Below are 16,630 nucleotides of genomic sequence, written 5' to 3'. Positions count from 1 at the left end.
AATCCCCGATGTCGACCCTGGTTTCACTGCGCAACATCACCAAGACCTACCAACGCGGCCCGGAAAAGGTGCAGGTGCTGCACGGCATCGACCTGGACATCGCCCGCGGTGACTTCGTTGCCCTGATGGGCCCGTCTGGTTCGGGCAAGACCACCCTGCTGAACCTGATCGGCGGGCTGGACAACCCCAGTGGCGGCGAGATCAGCATCGAGGGTGAACGCATCGACCAGATGAGCGGCGGCCAGCTGTCCACCTGGCGCAGCCACCACGTCGGCTTCGTGTTCCAGTTCTACAACCTGATGCCGATGCTGACCGCGCAGAAGAACGTGGAACTGCCGCTGCTGCTGACCCACCTCAGCGCGGCCCAGCGCAGGCGCAACGCCGAAATCGCGCTGACCCTGGTCGGCCTGGCCGACCGCCGCAGCCATCGCCCCAACGAACTGTCCGGTGGCCAGCAGCAGCGCGTGGCGATCGCCCGCGCCATCGTTTCCGACCCCACCTTCCTGATCTGCGACGAACCCACCGGCGATCTGGACCGGCAGTCGGCCGAGGAGATCCTGGGCCTGCTGCAGCAGCTCAACCGCGAACACGGCAAGACCATCATCATGGTCACCCATGACCCGAAGGCCGCCGAGTACGCCACCCACACGGTGCACCTGGACAAGGGCGAGCTGGCCGACGCCCCGCTGGCCCACTGACGGAGGCTGCGGCGATGAAATACTTCTCCCTGGTGTGGGCACAGCTGTTCCGCAGCCGTACCCGCACCCTGCTGACCCTGCTGTCGGTGGTGGCCGCGTTCCTGCTGTTCGGCATGCTCGATTCGGTGCGCGTGGCCTTCAATTCCGGCGGCAGCGTGGAAGGTGCCAACCGCCTGATCGTCGCCTCGCGCCTGTCCATCACCCAGTCGCTGCCGATCCGCCTGGAAACCCAGGTGCGGCAGGTGGCCGGCGTGCGCGACGTGGCCTATGGCATGTGGTTCGGCGGCATCTACCAGGACCCGAAGAACTTCTTCCCCAACTTCTCGGTGTCGCCCAACTACTTCGATGTGTACCGCGAACTGCAGATCGACCCGGCGCAGCTGGAAGACTGGAAGCAGACGCGCACCGGCGCCATCGTCGGCGAAACGCTGGCCAATCAGTTCGGCTGGAAGATCGGCGACACCATTCCGCTGCAGGCCACCATCTTCCCGCGCGGCGGCAGCAACGACTGGCCGCTGGAACTGAAGGGCATCTACCGTTCCAAGGACCGCGCACAGGCCGGCAACGAAGAACGCCAGTTGATGATGAACTGGAAGTACTTCGACGAATCCAACGACTACATCAAGAACCAGGTGAGCTGGTACACGGTCACCCTGGACAACCCGGACCATGCCTCGCGCGTGGCCCAGGCCATCGATGCGATCTCGGCCAACTCCGACCACGAGACCAAGACCCAGACCGAATCGGCGTTCCAGCAGGCCTTCGTCAAGCAGTTTGCTGACATCGGCATGATCGTGACCTCGATCATGGGCGCGGTGTTCTTCACCCTGCTGCTGCTGACCGGCAACACCATGGCCCAGGCCGTGCGCGAACGCGTGCCGGAACTGGCCACGCTGAAGACGCTGGGCTTCAAGGACAGCACCGTGCTGGCGCTGGTGATGGTGGAATCGGTGCTGCTGATCGGCCTGGGCGGCCTGATCGGCATGGGCCTGGCCGCGCTGATCCTGCCGGCCATCGGCCCGAAGAGCATGGGCCTGCTGCCGCCCCACGTCCCCACGCCCACCTGGCTGGTGGGGCTGGGCCTGATCGTGGTGATCGGCATCATCGTCGGCCTGCTGCCGGCGTTGCGCGCCAAGCGCCTGAAGATCGTCGACGCACTGGCCGGCCGCTGAGGAGGACACCCCATGAACAAGCTCAAGAAGTGGTTCGCCAACGCCTTCACCGTGCTGCTGCTGGCGGTGGGCCTGGTGCTGTGGATCGGCCTGCCCTGGTTCGGCGTGCTCGCCGTGGCGGTGCTGCTGGCGCTGTGGCTGCTGCTGACCCGTGGCGGACGGCTGGCGCTGGCCGCCACCCGCATCGGCGTGGCCAGCCTGCCGCAGCGCTGGGGCGCGTCCTCGGTGATCGTGGTCGGCATTGCCGGCGTGGTCGGCGTGCTGGTGGCCATGCTGGCCATGGGCGAAGGCTTCCAGGCCACGCTCAGCAACACCGGCGATGACACCACCGCCATCGTGCTGCGCGGCGGTTCGCAGGCGGAAACCAACTCGGTCATCACCCGCGAACAGGTGCCCACCCTGTCCACCCTGCCCGGCGTGGCGCGCGACGGCGAAGGCCGCCCGCTGCTGTCGCCGGAACTGTCGCAGGTGGTGAACCTGGTCTCGCGCGCCGACGGCACCGACGTCAACGCGCAGTTCCGCGGCGTTGGCCCGCAGGCCTGGGCCGTGCATGACAAGGTGAAGATCGTGCAGGGCCGCAAGTTCAGCGCCGGCCTGCGCGAAATCGTGGTCGGCCAGGGTGCGCAGGGCCAGTTCCGCGATATGGAAGTGGGCAAGACCCTCACCCTGGGCAACCAGAGCTGGACCGTGGTGGGTGTGTTCGCCACCGGCGATGCGCACGACTCGGAGCTGTGGACCGACGCCGATACGCTGGCCACCACTTACCAGCGCAGTGCCTGGCAGTCGATCAGCGTGCGTACCGAAGGCAAGCCCGGCTTCGAGCAGTTCAAGGCCGCCGTTGCCGCCGATCCGCGCCTGAAGCTGGATGTGGAAACCACCCGTGCGTACTACAGCAAGCAGGGCGGTGGCCTGACCAAGCTGATCGACATCCTTGGCAAGGTGATCGGCACCATCATGGCGGTGGGCGCGGTGTTCGGCGCGCTCAACACCATGTATGCAGCAGTGGCTACGCGTGCGCGCGAGATCGCCACCATGCGCGCGATCGGCTTCCGCAGCCTGCCGGTGGTGACCGCAGTAATGCTGGAAACCATGCTGCTGGCGCTGCTGGGCGGCCTGCTCGGCTGCGCCGTGGCGTGGCTGGTCTTCAATGGCTACAGCGTGTCCACGATCGGCAGCAACTTCAGCGCGGTGGTGTTCAAGTTCCACGTGTCGCCGGAACTGCTGTGGACCGGGTTGAAGTGGGCGCTGGGCATCGGTCTGGTCGGCGGCTTGTTCCCGGCGCTGCGCGCGGCGCGGTTGCCGATCACCACGGCGCTGCGCGAGACCTGATCAACGCACGGGTGTAGGTAGTGATGGATGTGAGCGGGCGAAGCGAAGGCTTCGCCCGTTTTTTTGGCGCGCCATCCACGCATGGCGTGGATCTACCGTTGCACACGCCATGCGTGGATGAACCACCGCACACCACGCACATTACAGATCACCCAACACCTGCCGCTATCGATGCCTCTGCGCATGCAAAACAGCGCGCGCGTGATGCTGCGCACATCCAGCCTGTGGATTGTTGGTTGCGATTCATCTTCGCGCGCATGTGACACGCCGGGACAAACAGTTACGAATGAAAACACTCTAGAATCGCGCCCCCCACGTTGGTTTGCAGCACCCTCCGCGCCCACAGAACGGGCGCATGTTTTTTTCTGAAACACGAGATTTCACGGATGTTCCTGAAGACCACCCCGCTGCGCAACGCGATCACCCTCGCGCTGGCCGCCAGCTGCACCACCCCCGCCTTTGCACAGGATGCAGGCGACAACACCACCAACCTCGACCGCATCGAGATCACCGGCTCGCGCATCCGCCAGGCCAGTGTCGAAACCGCCCAGCCGGTGGTTGCGCTGAACCGCGCCGAGATCGAGAAGAAGGGCTACGTCAACGTTGCCGACATCCTGCAGGACGTGACCGCTGCCGGTTCGCCGAGCATGAGCCGCGCCTCCTCGCTGACCTCCTCGCGCGACTTCGGCGGCATGTATGTCAGCCTGCGCAACCTGGGCCCGGAACGCAGCCTGGTGCTGATCGACGGCCGCCGCATGGGCGTCAGCGCCGGCGGTTATTCGGACCTGGCCTCCATTCCTTCGGCCATCGTCGAGCGCGTGGAAGTGCTGACCGACGGCGCTTCGGCGCTGTACGGCTCGGACGCCATCGCCGGTGTGGTCAACATCATCACCCGCAAGAACTTCGACGGTGGCGAAGCCAGCGTCTACGTCGGCCAGTACGGTGAAGGCGACGGCCAGAAGCGCTCCTACAGCGCTACCTTCGGCAAGACCTTCGACCGCGGCTGGTTCAGCGTGGGTGCCGAGCGCACCAAGGAAGACGAAGTGATGGGCGGCGCGCGCGAGTTCAGCCGCTACGTCAACGGCCCGCGCCACCCCAATGACGGTCTGAACGGCACCACGCCGTGGGGCAGCGTCACCGTCGGTGGCAAGGCACTGACCGTCGGCCCGGGCGGTGACCCGACCGATTCGGCGAACTTCCACACGCCGAACCCGGCCGATGGTGCCAACACCAAGACCAACATGAGCCTGCTGACCGGCCTGGAGCGCACCTCGGTGTTCGCCAACGGTGGCTTCTCGTTCACCGACAACCTGCGCCTGGTTGCCGATGCGATGTACAGCAAGCGCGAATCGACCAAGCACCTGGCCGGCTACCCGTACTCGGTCACCGCCGCGCAGTCGCGCAATGGCACCCGTGCCGCCCTGTCCAAGGACAGCGCGTTCAACCTGTGGGGCCAGGACGTGCTGTTCTCGCACCGCACCGAAGAGATGCTGCGCGGCACCGAAAACACCCTGGAAACCAAGCGCGGCAGCCTGGGCCTGGAAGGCAGCTTCGAAACCGGTTCGCGTTACTGGGACTGGAACGTCAGCTACACCTACAACCGCAATGAAGGCGAGCGCGTCGGCACCGGCAGCATGTACCAGCCGAACGTGAACCTGGCCGTGGGCCCGTCGTTCATCGAAAACGGCGTTGCCTACTGCGGCACCCGCGATGCGGTGATCGCCGGCTGCGTGCCGTGGAACCCGGCCGCGCCGATGGGCTACACCGGCCCGGGCTCGCTCAGCAACCAGGACGTGCAGGACTACCTGTTCGCCCGCTTCGTGGACAAGAGCCAGACCACCACCAAGGTGGCCAGCGCCAACATCTCCGGCTCGCTGTTCTCGCTGCCGGCCGGTGACATCATGGCCGCCATGGGCTTCGAGCACCGCACCGAAGAAGCACGCTACACCCCGGACCTGATGGTGCAGAACGGCCAGATTGCCGGCACCAGCGGCCAGCCGACCCAGGGCGACTACTCGCTCAACGAGGTCTACCTGGAACTGCAGGTGCCGCTGCTGGCCGACATGGCCTTCGCCCGTGAACTGTCGCTGGACGTGGCCGGTCGCTATTCGGACTACAACAACTTCGGTTCCACCACCAACAGCAAGTTCGGCCTGAAGTGGAAGCCGATCGACAGCCTGCTGGTGCGCGCCACCTACGGCACCGGCTTCCGTGCGCCGACCGTTGACGACCTGTACGGCGGCACCGTCAGCAGCCGCGATTCGTTCACCGATCCGTGCGATACCTCCTTCGGCACCGCCGCCACCAGCGCCACCGTGGCTGCACGCTGCAAGGCCCTGAACGTGCCGGCCAACTTCCGCCAGCTCAACAGCGATGGCAGCGTGGCCAGCAAGCCGGGCCAGCAGGCCACCACCGATTTCAATTCGGGTTCCAACCCGAACCTGAAGCCGGAAACCGCCAAGACCTGGACCGTCGGCCTGGTCTACAGCCCCGACTTCGTGCAGGGCCTGGACCTGAGCCTGGACTGGTGGAAGATCCGCATCGACAACGCCATCGTTGGCGAGTCGGCCACCAACATCCTGGAACAGTGCTACGTGCAGGGTTCGGACGCTGCGTGCGGCCGCTTCACCCGCGGCAGCAACGGCCAGGTCAATGCGCTGGACCGTTCGCTGGTCAACGCCGGCTACCGCGAAACCGCCGGCTATGACATCAGCGCGCGCTACCGTCTGCCGGAAACCGCGTTCGGCAAGTTCGCCGTCACCTGGAACACCACCTACACCGACTACCTGGAGCAGCGTAACGACAACGCTGCGACCACCCCGGTGGAACAGCTGACCAGCTGGGGCGGCAACTTCCGCGTGCGTTCGACCTTCAACCTGGACTGGCAGTACGGCAACCTGGGCATCGGTTGGACCGCGCGTTACTACTCCAGCATGAAGGAGAAGTGCTCCTACATGGACGAGTGCAACATGCCGGGCTTCAGCTCGGCCTACACCGATGCCTCGCCGACCAACAAGGTGGGTTCGAACACCTTCCACGACCTGCAGGTGCGTTACGCCCTGCCGTGGGATGGCACCGTTTCGCTGGGCCTGAACAACGTGTTCGACCACCAGGGTCCGATCATGTACAGCCAGCCGAACAGCAGCTTCGTCTACTACGGCGGCTTCGACATCGGTCGTTTCATGTACATGAAGTACCAGCAGCGCTTCTAAGCCTGCACCCGCGTTCCCGTTCCGGCCAACTCTCTCCTGGCCGGAGATGGAAGCAGAGCGGCGCCCCTCGGGGCGCCGTTCTTTTTTCCGCGGTCCCGGGGTCGGATCCCTTCGCCAAGCGAAGGGCTCTGACCCCATCGCTTTCCCAGGGTCCCGGGGTCAGAGCCCTTCGCGCTGCGAAGGGATCCGACCCCGCGCTGCGCGCATCGCCCGCACGTTCTCGGCCACGAACAGCACCAGCCCGGCCCAGATCACCGCAAAGCCGATCGCCTTGCCGGTATCGAACGCTTCATGGAAGAAGAACACGCCCAGCAGCAGCTGCAGGCTGGGCGCGATGTACTGCAGGATGCCGACCAGCGACAGCGGAATGCGCTTCACCCCGTAGGCAAAGCCGATCAGCGGCACCGCAGTGACCACGCCACCGAACACCAGCAGCAGATCGTTGCGCCAGCCCCAGCCGTGGAAGAATGCGCCGCCGTGGCCGTTCTCGGCCCAGATCGCAAAGGCCAGCGCCGGCAGGAACAGGTACAGGCTCTCCACGCCCAGGCCGGCCACCGGATCGACCGACACCAGCTTGCGCAGCAGCCCGTACAAGCCAAACGAGCAGGCCAGGCCCAGCGCGATCCAGGGCGGCGTGCCCGCATCGATGGTCAGCCAGGCCACGCCCACCGCAGCCATGCCCACCGCCACCCACTGCAGGCGGCGCAGCCGTTCCTTCAGCACCAGCACGCCCAGCAACACGTTCACCAACGGATTGATGAAGTAGCCCAGGCTGGTTTCGATCACATGGCCAGCGTTCACCGCCCAGATGTACAGGCCCCAGTTGAAGGCGATGGTCAGGCTGGACACGGCAAGGATCGGCAGCGCGCGCGGCTGCGCGGCGATCTTCTGCCACCAGCCCAGGCGTGCGCTCAGCAGCAGCCAGGCCACCACCAGCACGGTGGACCAGATGATGCGGTGGGCGATGATCTGGAACGAAGGCACCTCGTTGAGCAGGTGCCAGTACACCGGCACCAGCCCCCACAGCACGAAAGTGGAGGCGGTGACCAGCAGGCCGCGGCGTTGTTCTTTTTCGTCCATGCTCACTTCTTCATGCTCACTTCGTCAGTTCACTTGTTTCGGGTCCGGGCCATGGTCAGCACCACCACGCCCAGCAGGATGACCGCCATCGCCAGGAAATCGCGCCAGCCGAAGCGCTCGCCATTCAATGCCGCGCCCAGCAGCACCGCGATCACCGGGTTCACGTAGGCGTAGCTGCCGGCCAGCGCCGGGCGCACGTTGTGCAGCAGCCAGACATAGGCAGTGAAGGCCACGATGGAGCCGAACACGCACAGGTAAGCCATCGCCAGCAGGCCACCGGTATCGGGCAGGGTGGTCGGGCGTTCGCCCACGGCCAGGCCGATCAGCACCAGCAGCACGCCACCGCACAGCATCTGCCCGGCGGCGGTCATGAACGGGCCGGGCAGATCCAGCCCGCGCGCCCAGACCGAGCCGAACGCCCAGCCGATGGGCGCGATCAGCAGCAGCACCAGCCCTGTGGGCGAAGCGGTCAGGCTGCTGCCCGCGTTCAGCCACACCACGCCAACGAAGCCCACCGCGATGCCCAGCCACTCGCCGCGGCTGGCGTGCTGGCCACGCAGCGCGGAAAACAGCGCCATCCACAGCGGCACCGAGGCCACCGCCGTGGCCGCCAGGCCCGACGACACCTCGCGTTCGGCCAGCACCACCATGCCGTTGCCCAACACCAGCATGGTCACGCCCATGATGACCAGGTTGCGCCACTGCCGCAGGGTCGGCCGGGGCAGCTTCCAGAATACCCGCAAGGCCAGGTACATCAGCCCGCCGGCAATGATGAATCGGCTGCCAGAGACCATGGTGAGCGGCAGCGCGCCGCCGTGCAGGGCCTTGGCGATGCCAAGGTAGGTAGACCCCCAGACCACGTAGACCAGCAGCAACGCCAACGCAACAAGGCCGCCCCGGGGGGCAGCCGCAGAAGAAACAGGGGGAGCCGACATGACGCACCAGAAAGCCGGGGGAAGCCGGATTCTAGAGGGTTCGGCTGACGGAAATCACCCTGATCGTGGACCTGCGTATGTACGCCTACCAATCAGGCGGATTTTCCCGCGCCGGAGGTCTGAAGAAACCTGAAGCCTGACGCCGCTTCAGGGGACGGCACCGACACTGCGTGTGACGCATTGGAGCGCACCGAACGCAAATGCGACGGAGGTCAAGGAAGCAACATCGCTCAGTCACTGAAAACGGACATGCCCAGCGTGTGCTGGGCCAATGACCCAAAAAGGAGAATCATCATGATCTGTACACCTCCACCGCTTGCAATGCCGGTGGGGATCGCTGGCGCTTCCCTGCTGTACTCCCCAATCGAACCCGTTGTGATTGCCGTGGCAATCGTCATCGCTGTCATACCTGTCTGAGGAAAAGCCCATGCAACCGAAAGTACTGCCCATGCAGGCAAGGTCGGTGGGAATGCACGGTTCCTGCATCCTGATCGAAACATCAGGTACAGGCTGCGCGGCGGTCGGCATCGTTGTCGGCATCCTTATCAACCGGGGCATCCATCCGAACTGAACTACCACTCAGGGTGGGTCGGAGCGTCTGACCCACTCTCCGGAGACCACATGAGAAATCCTGGTCGAATGTTGAGCCTCGCTGATGATCCTTCAGCACTATCCGCACTGACTGGCATATTCAGAGAAAGGACGTCACTCCTAGATGTGCTGCGCGCCACAGGGCGTGCAGCTCGTATCCGACACTTTGGATCGCTTATCGAAGGAACCGGTGACGCGTCGACCAACCTTCGATTGATGCATTCAATATGCCGTCAGTTCGACGAAGAAATTCTGCATGACTTCTTCAAGAAGGAGTGTCGAAATCACATTGGCAGCCCCTTGTATGGCACCCCGGGAAGATTCTTCATAAAACCGCCACTTGCCGGCATGGTCATCTACAAGGACGAGTTCGTAGATGTGCACTACATAAGGAGCATGCCGCTGCTTGCCGTTGCGGAATCCCAACCCGGGGCAGAGACGGGAATCACCATCAATGGCGCGGACTCGCTAGTACTGTTCCTGGACACATGCAGTGTCGAACATCAGGTATACGACGCACGTGTCGGTGATGGCCTGGAAGCGCGGCTACACCCGCTGGCTCGCAGAAGATCGGCTTCTGGCGAACATCTATTTCTGGAAGGGGGAAGGCAGGGAATGCACCTGCTGCCCGGCTCGGGTTCAACATCCATGATCGTCTGTCTCTCCGCCGCGCCGAGGCCCGAGGTTACGCAGCACTTCTCGATACGCACCGGGCGACTGGCGGGTTACACAGCGGCGAACGTGACCGACTCGCGCCTGCAGATCATCGCGACCGCGCTGTCCAACATTCCCGGGGTGGGAAACAGCACCTCATTGCTGGACCTGTCACGTCATCCGACAACATTTGTTCGTTGGGGTGCAATCAGATCTCTCTACCAGATCGATCCCCGTGCAGCATACGCTCGACTGCGGGAGATGAGAGAAGGCGACGAGAACGAAGAGATAAGGACGCTCGCCACACGCTCACTGGAACAAGGATGAACAATCATGCCAATCCGAATTGAAGACCCTTCCCAGGATCGGATCAGTCTCTTGGATCTGGTTGACTACCTTGACGGCTCAGGGTTTGACCCGCGCGATCAGGAATCCATGGCTTCAATTTCCCCCATGCTCAGGAAGCTTGGAAACAACGAAACGTTTCTGAGCGAAATGATCTGCAATGAACTCAAGGACGCAAAGAACCTTCAGATCAATAACGACTATACACCACAGGTCCTGATGCTTCATGCCCCGCAGGCTTCTGGCCAGAGCTACTTCATTCGCGCCTGCTTCTGGCCAGGTCGCAATGACGAAGTGCTTGGTGCCAGCGGGGACCGAACGTTCTTCTACGGAGTCCCGCACGACCACAATTTCAACTTCTTGACGATCGGATATCAGGGACCGGGATACGAAAGTGACTACTTTGAGTACGACTATGCGTCGGTTTGCGGGATACCCGGTGAAAAGGTCGACCTGAAATTCATGGAGCGATCCCAGCTGCAGAAAGGCAGCATGATGCTGTACAGAGCATTCCAGGATGTTCACCAGCAGATGGCACCTGAGCGCTTCTCCGTCAGTCTCAACATCATGGAGCACTCTTTGAGAAGTGTGACGATGGATCAGTACGAGTTCGAGCCGACAACCGGCACGATCTCCCAGATCATCAACCGCTCCAGCGCTGCAGCCGTCTTCATGATTGCGGCGTCAGAGAAGAATGGGGAGTCGCAACAGCTGCTGCGGGACATTTTCAGAGGTCACGCGATAGATCGGGTAAGAATGGCTGCACTTGAGGCCCTTATCGCGAACTCGCCTTCTCGCGACGCTGCCAAGCGGCTGACGTCCATGGTGCAGACCAGGCATAGCGCATTCATGCGCTCCAGGGCCCGCCAACTTGCTGCCGATCTGGAACAAGGAGCAGGCGATGCTTCACGCTGAGCAACTGTGCAAGCAGTATGGCCAGAGGACAGTGTTGCGGAACCTCGATCTTAGCGTCCCCTCGGGAGAGATCGTTGGCATCATCGGAGCGAACGGCGTTGGCAAGACAACTCTGTTTCGTGTTCTCTGTGATCTTATCCCAGCCGACTCGGGGACCATCGTCCTTGGATCCGGAACACGAATGAACGGCGCTCCGTGCGCGGACCTGGGCTACCTGCCAGAGTCACGCAGTCTCTTCTCCGATGTCACCGTCGGAGCGACACTCGATTTTTGGGCGCGCCTGCGGGGTATACCAGGAAGATCGGTGGCAGGCGTCCGCAACTTTTGGCTTCAAAAAATAGGACTTCTAGACCGGTCATCTCATCGAGTTTCCAGCTTGTCCAAAGGAAATCTGCAGAAACTCCAACTCGCCGCGAGCATGCTCCATGAGCCGGCTGTTCTGATACTCGATGAGCCATTCTCAGGACTGGACCCCGTGAACCAGATTGCAGTTGCTGACCTGCTCATCCGTGCATCAGATCAAGGCGCGGCAGTTGTTCTCTCGGCACATCACATTGAGTTGCTTCAACGCCTAGCCAGCAGAATCTTGGTGCTGAGAGAAGGAAGGCTTCACCCTGCAACCTCTCGGGACCTTCATCCCCCTCGAGCCGACGCGTCTGGTCAAACGCAGCACTGCGAACCTCATCCGCATGGCCGCCGATCGGAGGGCAGCATATGCGGTTAGGAACGTTTTTCACGATCAGCCTGTTCGAGTTCAGGAGACACTTGGACGTCCGTGGCGAAATTGCAGGTCTGCTTCTACTCGCAGTGATCTCGCTGGTGAAGCTGGGTGGGGACGCAATTGTTGCCAGGGAATCTGCGGTCCCCATCCAAATTCACGCGGGGGGAACTCCAGCAGCGGGGCTGGGTGAGGGCCGTTTCCACTTCAATGACACGCGAGGAGATGCAGGGTCAGGAGAATATCCGGTACTTTCTTATGCTGCAGGCAACTACACCCTGCACATCGATCGACCGCCCGCATGGTTTGGCGAACTGCAACGAACTCTGGATACGTTGCATCGGCAGCGTTCAATGTCTCTACTGGGCGTCACCGGCGATCAGCTTCGCTGGGTGGACTCGCCAGTGTCGTTGCGAATCCAGGATTCCCAGGGAAACCCAATCCTCGCATCGACCTCCCTGACTGCGATCTCAATTGCAATGGTTGTACTTACAACGCTCGCCATTCTTGGCTGCCTTGGCATGATCTTCCAGGGCCTCTTGGGGGAGCGCTTTGGTCACGCTACGGAAATGATTCTTGGTGCTGCACCACCTGAGCTCTGGCTCGACTGCAAGGTTGCCGCGTCCATCCTCCACGGGTTGAAGACAGTAGCCGTCTATGGCACCTACGCTGCAATCGGGTGGATACTGATGTCAGGCTCGATAGGCGGAATCGCGGCGTTTCGTGAAGACGGTTGGAAGGTGATTCTCTGCCTGCTGGTGTTCTGCTTTCTAGGCTTGGCGCTCTGGAACTGGTTCTTCGCTGCCTGCGCTACTGCCATCCGTTCGCCCCATTCAGCATTCCGCAATACGCTCCCCGCGTTCCCGCTCACGATGATCATGATCGGATTTGCTGGACTGCGGACGCCAGAGGGCGCATTCATGCATGCAATGTCCCTGTTTCCATTTACGTCGATGGCAGCGATGCCGGTCCGGTTGATGTACGTGAATGTTCCGTTCTGGGAGATCGTTCTGTCTCTCATGCTTTTGGCCATCACAGCGGTGATATTGCGGCTCTGGGCAGGCAGAAACTTCAGAACTGCAATTGTTTGTCCGGCTGAGCCAACGCCTGCCACGATCGACTGACTCCGCCAGGATCCCCGTTACGCATCGCATACGACGATCTAGCTATGGTCCCTCCCCCCCGCCGCTGTCATCCTGTGCGGTCCCATGCCCTGCCCCGCCTGTTCCGGCACCTGGCGTTGACATGGGATGCAGTACCCAGGAGGCTGACCGCCAGCGCCCCGCGCGCGGCTGGCACCGATCTTTCCCGCACGGAAGCGCCGCATCGAGGATCCCCAACCGGATGAGCACCACGTCCCATTCCGCTGTCCCCAGCACCGACGGCGCCGCGCTGCGCCGGTCGATCTCCAATACCCTCAAAGGCTCCGCCGGCAATCTGGTGGAGTGGTATGACGTCTACGTGTACTCGGTGTTCGCCGTGTACTTCGAATCGCAGTTCTTCTCGCCCGAAGACAAGAACTCCACGATGTACGTGTGGGCGATCTTCGCCGCCACGTTCCTGATGCGCCCCATCGGTGCCTGGTTCTTCGGCCGCTTCGCCGACCGCCATGGCCGCCGCCTGGCGCTGACCGTGTCGGTCACGCTGATGGCCGTCTGCTCGTTCCTGATCGCCATTACCCCCACCGCGGCCAGCATCGGCATCTGGGCGGCGATCATCCTGCTGTTCGCGCGCCTGCTGCAGGGCTTCGCCACCGGTGGTGAGTACGGCGCCAGCGCCACCTACATGTCCGAGGCCGCCATTCCCGGCCGCCGCGGCTTCCTGTCCTCGTTCCACTACGTCACCCTGGTCGGTGGCCATGTGCTGGCCCAGCTCACCCTGTTCCTGATGCTGAGCGTCTGGGGCAAGCCGGAAATCTCGGAGTTCGGCTGGCGCATCGCCTTCGGCATCGGCGGTATCGCTGCCGTGGTGGTCTTCTGGCTGCGCCGTGGCATGGACGAGACGATGGAAGAATCGTCGATCGAGGCCGCGCGCGAAGGCAAGGCGAAGAAGTCCGGTTCGATGTACGAACTGTTCGTGCACCAGTGGCGCCCGCTGCTGCTGTGCTTCCTGATCACCGCCGGCGGCACCATTGCCTTCTACACCTACTCGGTGAACGGCCCGAAGATGATCCAGAGCGCGTTCGCCGCCGACGACCCGATGACCGCCACCCTGGTCAACCTGGGCGTGCTGACGTTCCTGATGGTGCTGCAGCCGGTGGGCGGCTGGCTGTCGGACATCATCGGCCGCAAGAGCCTGCTGGTGTTCTTCGGCGTGGGCGGTGTGCTGTACAGCTGGTACCTGATCACCCAGCTGCCGCACCAGCATGATGCCACCCTCGCCTTCCTGACCCTGGCGCTGGGCTTCGTCATCCTCACCGGCTACACCTCCATCAACGCCGTGGTGAAGGCCGAACTGTTCCCCGCCCACATCCGTGCACTGGGCGTGGGCCTGGGCTACGCGCTGGCCAATTCGCTGTTCGGTGGTACCGCGCCGCTGCTGTACCAGGGCGCGCTGAAGACCGGCCACGTGGACTGGTTCGCCATCTACGTGACCGCCACGATCGCGGTATCGTTGGTGGTCTATGTGTTCTTCCTTACCAACAAGGGCCCGAACTGGCTCGACGGCACCCGCAAGTAACGGTGCGGTTCTGATGGCAGCCACCGGTGCAATGCCGGTGGCTGCGGTTTACCCGGCCACCCCACTGATGTGGGTGGCCCTGGGTACGGCCCTGGCCACGACGGTGGCCTGGCTGCTGCGACGCCCACCCGCGCAGGCCCAATGGCCGCGTATCGGTTTCGGCATCGCCCTGCTGCTGTTCTGCCTTGCCCTGCTGGTGGCGCTGGCCACGGTGCTGGGCGGTGATGCCACGCCCATGAACCTGCAACTGCATCGCGGTGAGAATCCCGGCCGCGCGCTTGCGTCCGGTCCGCGGGCCGGCCTGTATGTAGTTGCCCTGTTCGCCAGCGCCTGGTGCGCATGGCGGCTGCTTCGCGGCCGCCGGTAACGGCGACGCGATTGATGGCGGCTGGGTAGAGTCGACTGGGTAGAGTCGACTGTTAGTCGACTGCCTTCCCGTCCGACGCATGAAACCCGCGCTTCGCGCGAAGTCGACTAACAGTCGACTCTACCGCAGGCGTCATTGCGCCGTTGCCGTATCACCGACGTCATGGCGCCGATGCCATATCGCCGACGACATGACGCCGATCCCATTTCACCGCCGTCATGGCGACGTGGTCATACCCACATCGCCACCGCCCATGCCCCGACCCATCAGCGGCGGGCGGCTTCGCTCTTCTCGCGGGCGCCGCGGAATTCGGACGCTTCTTCCCAGGTCGGCCAGCGGCGGCTGTTGGCCAGTTCGGCGCCTAGGTCGTACACCAACAGGGTATCGGCGGCGTGGCCGGCCGGGTCCCAGCTGGGGGTCCAGGCATCGCAGGCCTGGTGGTAGCAGTCGGCGAAGTACTTCTCGCGCAGCGCGCGGCCGGCTTCCACGCCGCCTTCCAGCTTGTCCAGGCCCGGGCCGATGGTGATGGCCGGCACGCCCAGGCGGGCGAAGGCGAAGTGGTCAGCGCGGTAGAAGAAGCCGGCTTCCAGATTGGGGTCCGGGCTGTAGCTGCGGCCGCGGGCCTTGGCGACGCGTTCCAGATCCCCTTCCAGCGACACGCGGCCCTTGCCCCACGAGGCAATATCGCGGGTGGCGCCATCGGGGCTGAACATTTCGATGTTCAGCACGGCGGCGGTCTTTTCCAGCGGTGCCAGCGGGTGCGCCGCGTAGTAGCTGGCGCCCAGCAGGCCCTTTTCTTCAGCAGTAAGGGCCACGAAGAACAGCGTGCGCTGCGGCTGCGGGCCGGCGGCGAACACCCGGCCCAGTTCCAGCACGGTGGCGACGCCGGTGGCGTTGTCGATTGCACCACGGCGGATGCGGTCGCCCTTGGCGTCGGGCTGGCCAATGCCGAAGGCATCCCAGTGCGCCGAGAAGATCACGGCTTCATCGCCGTGCTCGCCACCGGGCAGCTTGGCCACCACGTTGCGGGTCACCACCTGCTCGCGCTTCAGCGCGAATTCCGCGCTGAGACGGGCGTTGTCCAGCAGCACCGGGCGGAAGTCGGCCTGCATGGCCTTGCGCTTCTCGGCGTCGAAATCCAGGCCGGCGTCAGCGAAGATCGCCTCGGCCAGCGAGCGCTGCATCCAGCCGCGCAGCGGCGTGTGCTGGGCCATCGCTTCGGCGTTGCTGCGCTCGATGTCGAACAGCGGCGAGGTGCCCGAACTCTTCACCGTGGCCCAGCCGTAGGCGGCCGGCGCGGTCTCGTGCACGATCAGCACACCCTCGGCGCCTCGGCGCGCGGCTTCTTCGAACTTGTAGGTCCAGCGGCCGTAGTAGGTCACCGCCTTGCCGTCGAACGCACCCGGCGCATCGGCTTCGAAGTCGGCATCGTTGATCAGCACCACGGCGATCTTGCCGTGCAGATCCACATCCTTGTAATCGTTCCAGTGGCGTTCCGGCGCATCGATACCGTAGCCGACGAACACCAGCGGTGCGTTCTTGATCTGCACGCGCTTGCGCGGCTGCAGGCTCTGCAGGGTCACGTCTTCGCCGTTCACCAGCGCGCGGGTGCCGCCCTTCAGGGCCAGGCTGGCGTTGGCCGCGCCATCCAGCTGCGCACGCACCAGCGGTACCGGCTGCACCCAGCTGCCATCGGCGCCACCGGGCTGCAGGCCATAGCTGCGGAACTGTTCAATCAGGTACTGCACGGTGCGCTCTTCGCCTGCCGTGGCCGGCGCGCGGCCTTCGAACTCGTCCGAGGCCAACACACGCACGTGGCGCGACAGCGCCTGCGGATCGATGCCGCCACCGGGAAGATCATTGGCCGCATGGGCCAGGCCCCCGACAAACAGGCAGGATGACAGCAGCAACACGCGCATCGGATTCACGGCAATA

Annotated in this window: 13 protein-coding genes; 10 read left to right on the top strand and 3 right to left on the bottom strand. The window is 63.7% G+C overall.

What is annotated here, in order from left to right; all coding sequences use genetic code 11:
- Nucleotides 1-8: 8 nt before the first annotated feature.
- The 4 genes from C1932_RS01475 to C1932_RS01460 all read left to right on the top strand — a co-directional run bounded on the left by C1932_RS01475 (nucleotide 9) and on the right by C1932_RS01460 (nucleotide 6,411).
- A complete protein-coding gene (locus C1932_RS01475; protein WP_099551499.1) occupies nucleotides 9-698 on the top strand; it encodes an ABC transporter ATP-binding protein in 690 nt (229 codons plus the stop codon).
- A gap of 14 nt (nucleotides 699-712) precedes the next feature.
- Nucleotides 713-1,870: an ABC transporter permease gene (locus tag C1932_RS01470; protein ID WP_108760982.1), complete on the top strand. Its 1,158-nt coding sequence runs from the start codon at nucleotides 713-715 to the stop codon at nucleotides 1,868-1,870.
- A 12-nt stretch (nucleotides 1,871-1,882) separates the two neighbouring features.
- Complete coding sequence (locus tag C1932_RS01465) at nucleotides 1,883-3,199, top strand: ABC transporter permease (RefSeq protein WP_108760981.1); 1,317 nt, start codon at nucleotides 1,883-1,885, stop codon at nucleotides 3,197-3,199.
- A 386-nt stretch (nucleotides 3,200-3,585) separates the two neighbouring features.
- A complete protein-coding gene (locus C1932_RS01460; protein WP_108760980.1) occupies nucleotides 3,586-6,411 on the top strand; it encodes a TonB-dependent receptor in 2,826 nt (941 codons plus the stop codon).
- Nucleotides 6,412-6,570: 159 nt separating this feature from the next.
- On the opposite strand, the gene rarD is transcribed toward C1932_RS01460, so the two are convergent.
- Nucleotides 6,571-7,497, bottom strand: a complete 927-nt coding sequence (rarD, locus tag C1932_RS01455; RefSeq protein WP_108760979.1) for an EamA family transporter RarD — start codon at nucleotides 7,495-7,497, stop codon at nucleotides 6,571-6,573.
- Between the two features lie 23 nt (nucleotides 7,498-7,520).
- Entirely contained in the window at nucleotides 7,521-8,426 is a 906-nt protein-coding gene (yedA, locus tag C1932_RS01450; RefSeq protein WP_108760978.1) for a drug/metabolite exporter YedA, read from the bottom strand.
- A gap of 427 nt (nucleotides 8,427-8,853) precedes the next feature.
- Between yedA and C1932_RS19760 the strand changes: the two genes are divergently transcribed.
- The 6 genes from C1932_RS19760 to C1932_RS01420 all read left to right on the top strand — a co-directional run bounded on the left by C1932_RS19760 (nucleotide 8,854) and on the right by C1932_RS01420 (nucleotide 14,695).
- Complete coding sequence (locus tag C1932_RS19760; protein WP_159094476.1) at nucleotides 8,854-8,997, top strand: hypothetical protein; 144 nt, start codon at nucleotides 8,854-8,856, stop codon at nucleotides 8,995-8,997.
- 68 nt (nucleotides 8,998-9,065) lie between these two features.
- Nucleotides 9,066-9,998 carry a HEAT repeat domain-containing protein gene (locus C1932_RS01445; RefSeq protein ID WP_234412260.1) on the top strand — a complete coding sequence of 311 codons (933 nt, stop codon included), beginning with the start codon at nucleotides 9,066-9,068 and terminating at the stop codon, nucleotides 9,996-9,998.
- Nucleotides 9,999-10,004: 6 nt separating this feature from the next.
- A complete protein-coding gene (locus C1932_RS01440) occupies nucleotides 10,005-10,931 on the top strand; it encodes a HEAT repeat domain-containing protein (RefSeq protein ID WP_108760976.1) in 927 nt (308 codons plus the stop codon).
- Between the two features lie 765 nt (nucleotides 10,932-11,696).
- On the top strand, nucleotides 11,697-12,773 hold the full coding sequence (locus C1932_RS01430; protein ID WP_234412258.1) for an ABC transporter permease: 1,077 nt from the start codon (nucleotides 11,697-11,699) through the stop codon (nucleotides 12,771-12,773).
- A gap of 220 nt (nucleotides 12,774-12,993) precedes the next feature.
- Nucleotides 12,994-14,328: an MFS transporter gene (locus tag C1932_RS01425; protein WP_108748172.1), complete on the top strand. Its 1,335-nt coding sequence runs from the start codon at nucleotides 12,994-12,996 to the stop codon at nucleotides 14,326-14,328.
- A gap of 13 nt (nucleotides 14,329-14,341) precedes the next feature.
- Nucleotides 14,342-14,695 (top strand): hypothetical protein, encoded by a 354-nt coding sequence (locus C1932_RS01420; RefSeq protein ID WP_234412256.1) that lies wholly within the window; start codon nucleotides 14,342-14,344, stop codon nucleotides 14,693-14,695.
- Nucleotides 14,696-14,961: 266 nt separating this feature from the next.
- On the opposite strand, the gene C1932_RS01415 is transcribed toward C1932_RS01420, so the two are convergent.
- A complete protein-coding gene (locus C1932_RS01415; protein WP_108760973.1) occupies nucleotides 14,962-16,614 on the bottom strand; it encodes a M28 family metallopeptidase in 1,653 nt (550 codons plus the stop codon).
- Nucleotides 16,615-16,630 lie beyond the last annotated feature (16 nt).

The organism is Stenotrophomonas sp. YAU14D1_LEIMI4_1 (genome assembly GCF_003086815.1).
GTDB lineage: Bacteria > Pseudomonadota > Gammaproteobacteria > Xanthomonadales > Xanthomonadaceae > Stenotrophomonas.
This window is presented reverse-complemented; position numbering and strand designations above follow the sequence as displayed.

Coding starts and splice junctions, on each gene's coding strand:
- C1932_RS01415 (WP_108760973.1), bottom strand. CDS start 16,614: ATGCGCGTGTTGCTGCTGTCATCCTGCCTGTTTGTCGGGGGCCTGGCC.
- C1932_RS01420 (WP_234412256.1), top strand. CDS start 14,342: ATGGCAGCCACCGGTGCAATGCCGGTGGCTGCGGTTTACCCGGCCACC.
- yedA (WP_108760978.1), bottom strand. CDS start 8,426: ATGTCGGCTCCCCCTGTTTCTTCTGCGGCTGCCCCCCGGGGCGGCCTT.
- C1932_RS01470 (WP_108760982.1), top strand. CDS start 713: ATGAAATACTTCTCCCTGGTGTGGGCACAGCTGTTCCGCAGCCGTACC.
- C1932_RS01460 (WP_108760980.1), top strand. CDS start 3,586: ATGTTCCTGAAGACCACCCCGCTGCGCAACGCGATCACCCTCGCGCTG.
- C1932_RS01475 (WP_099551499.1), top strand. CDS start 9: ATGTCGACCCTGGTTTCACTGCGCAACATCACCAAGACCTACCAACGC.
- C1932_RS01445 (WP_234412260.1), top strand. CDS start 9,066: ATGTTGAGCCTCGCTGATGATCCTTCAGCACTATCCGCACTGACTGGC.
- C1932_RS01425 (WP_108748172.1), top strand. CDS start 12,994: ATGAGCACCACGTCCCATTCCGCTGTCCCCAGCACCGACGGCGCCGCG.
- C1932_RS19760 (WP_159094476.1), top strand. CDS start 8,854: ATGCAACCGAAAGTACTGCCCATGCAGGCAAGGTCGGTGGGAATGCAC.
- C1932_RS01440 (WP_108760976.1), top strand. CDS start 10,005: ATGCCAATCCGAATTGAAGACCCTTCCCAGGATCGGATCAGTCTCTTG.
- C1932_RS01465 (WP_108760981.1), top strand. CDS start 1,883: ATGAACAAGCTCAAGAAGTGGTTCGCCAACGCCTTCACCGTGCTGCTG.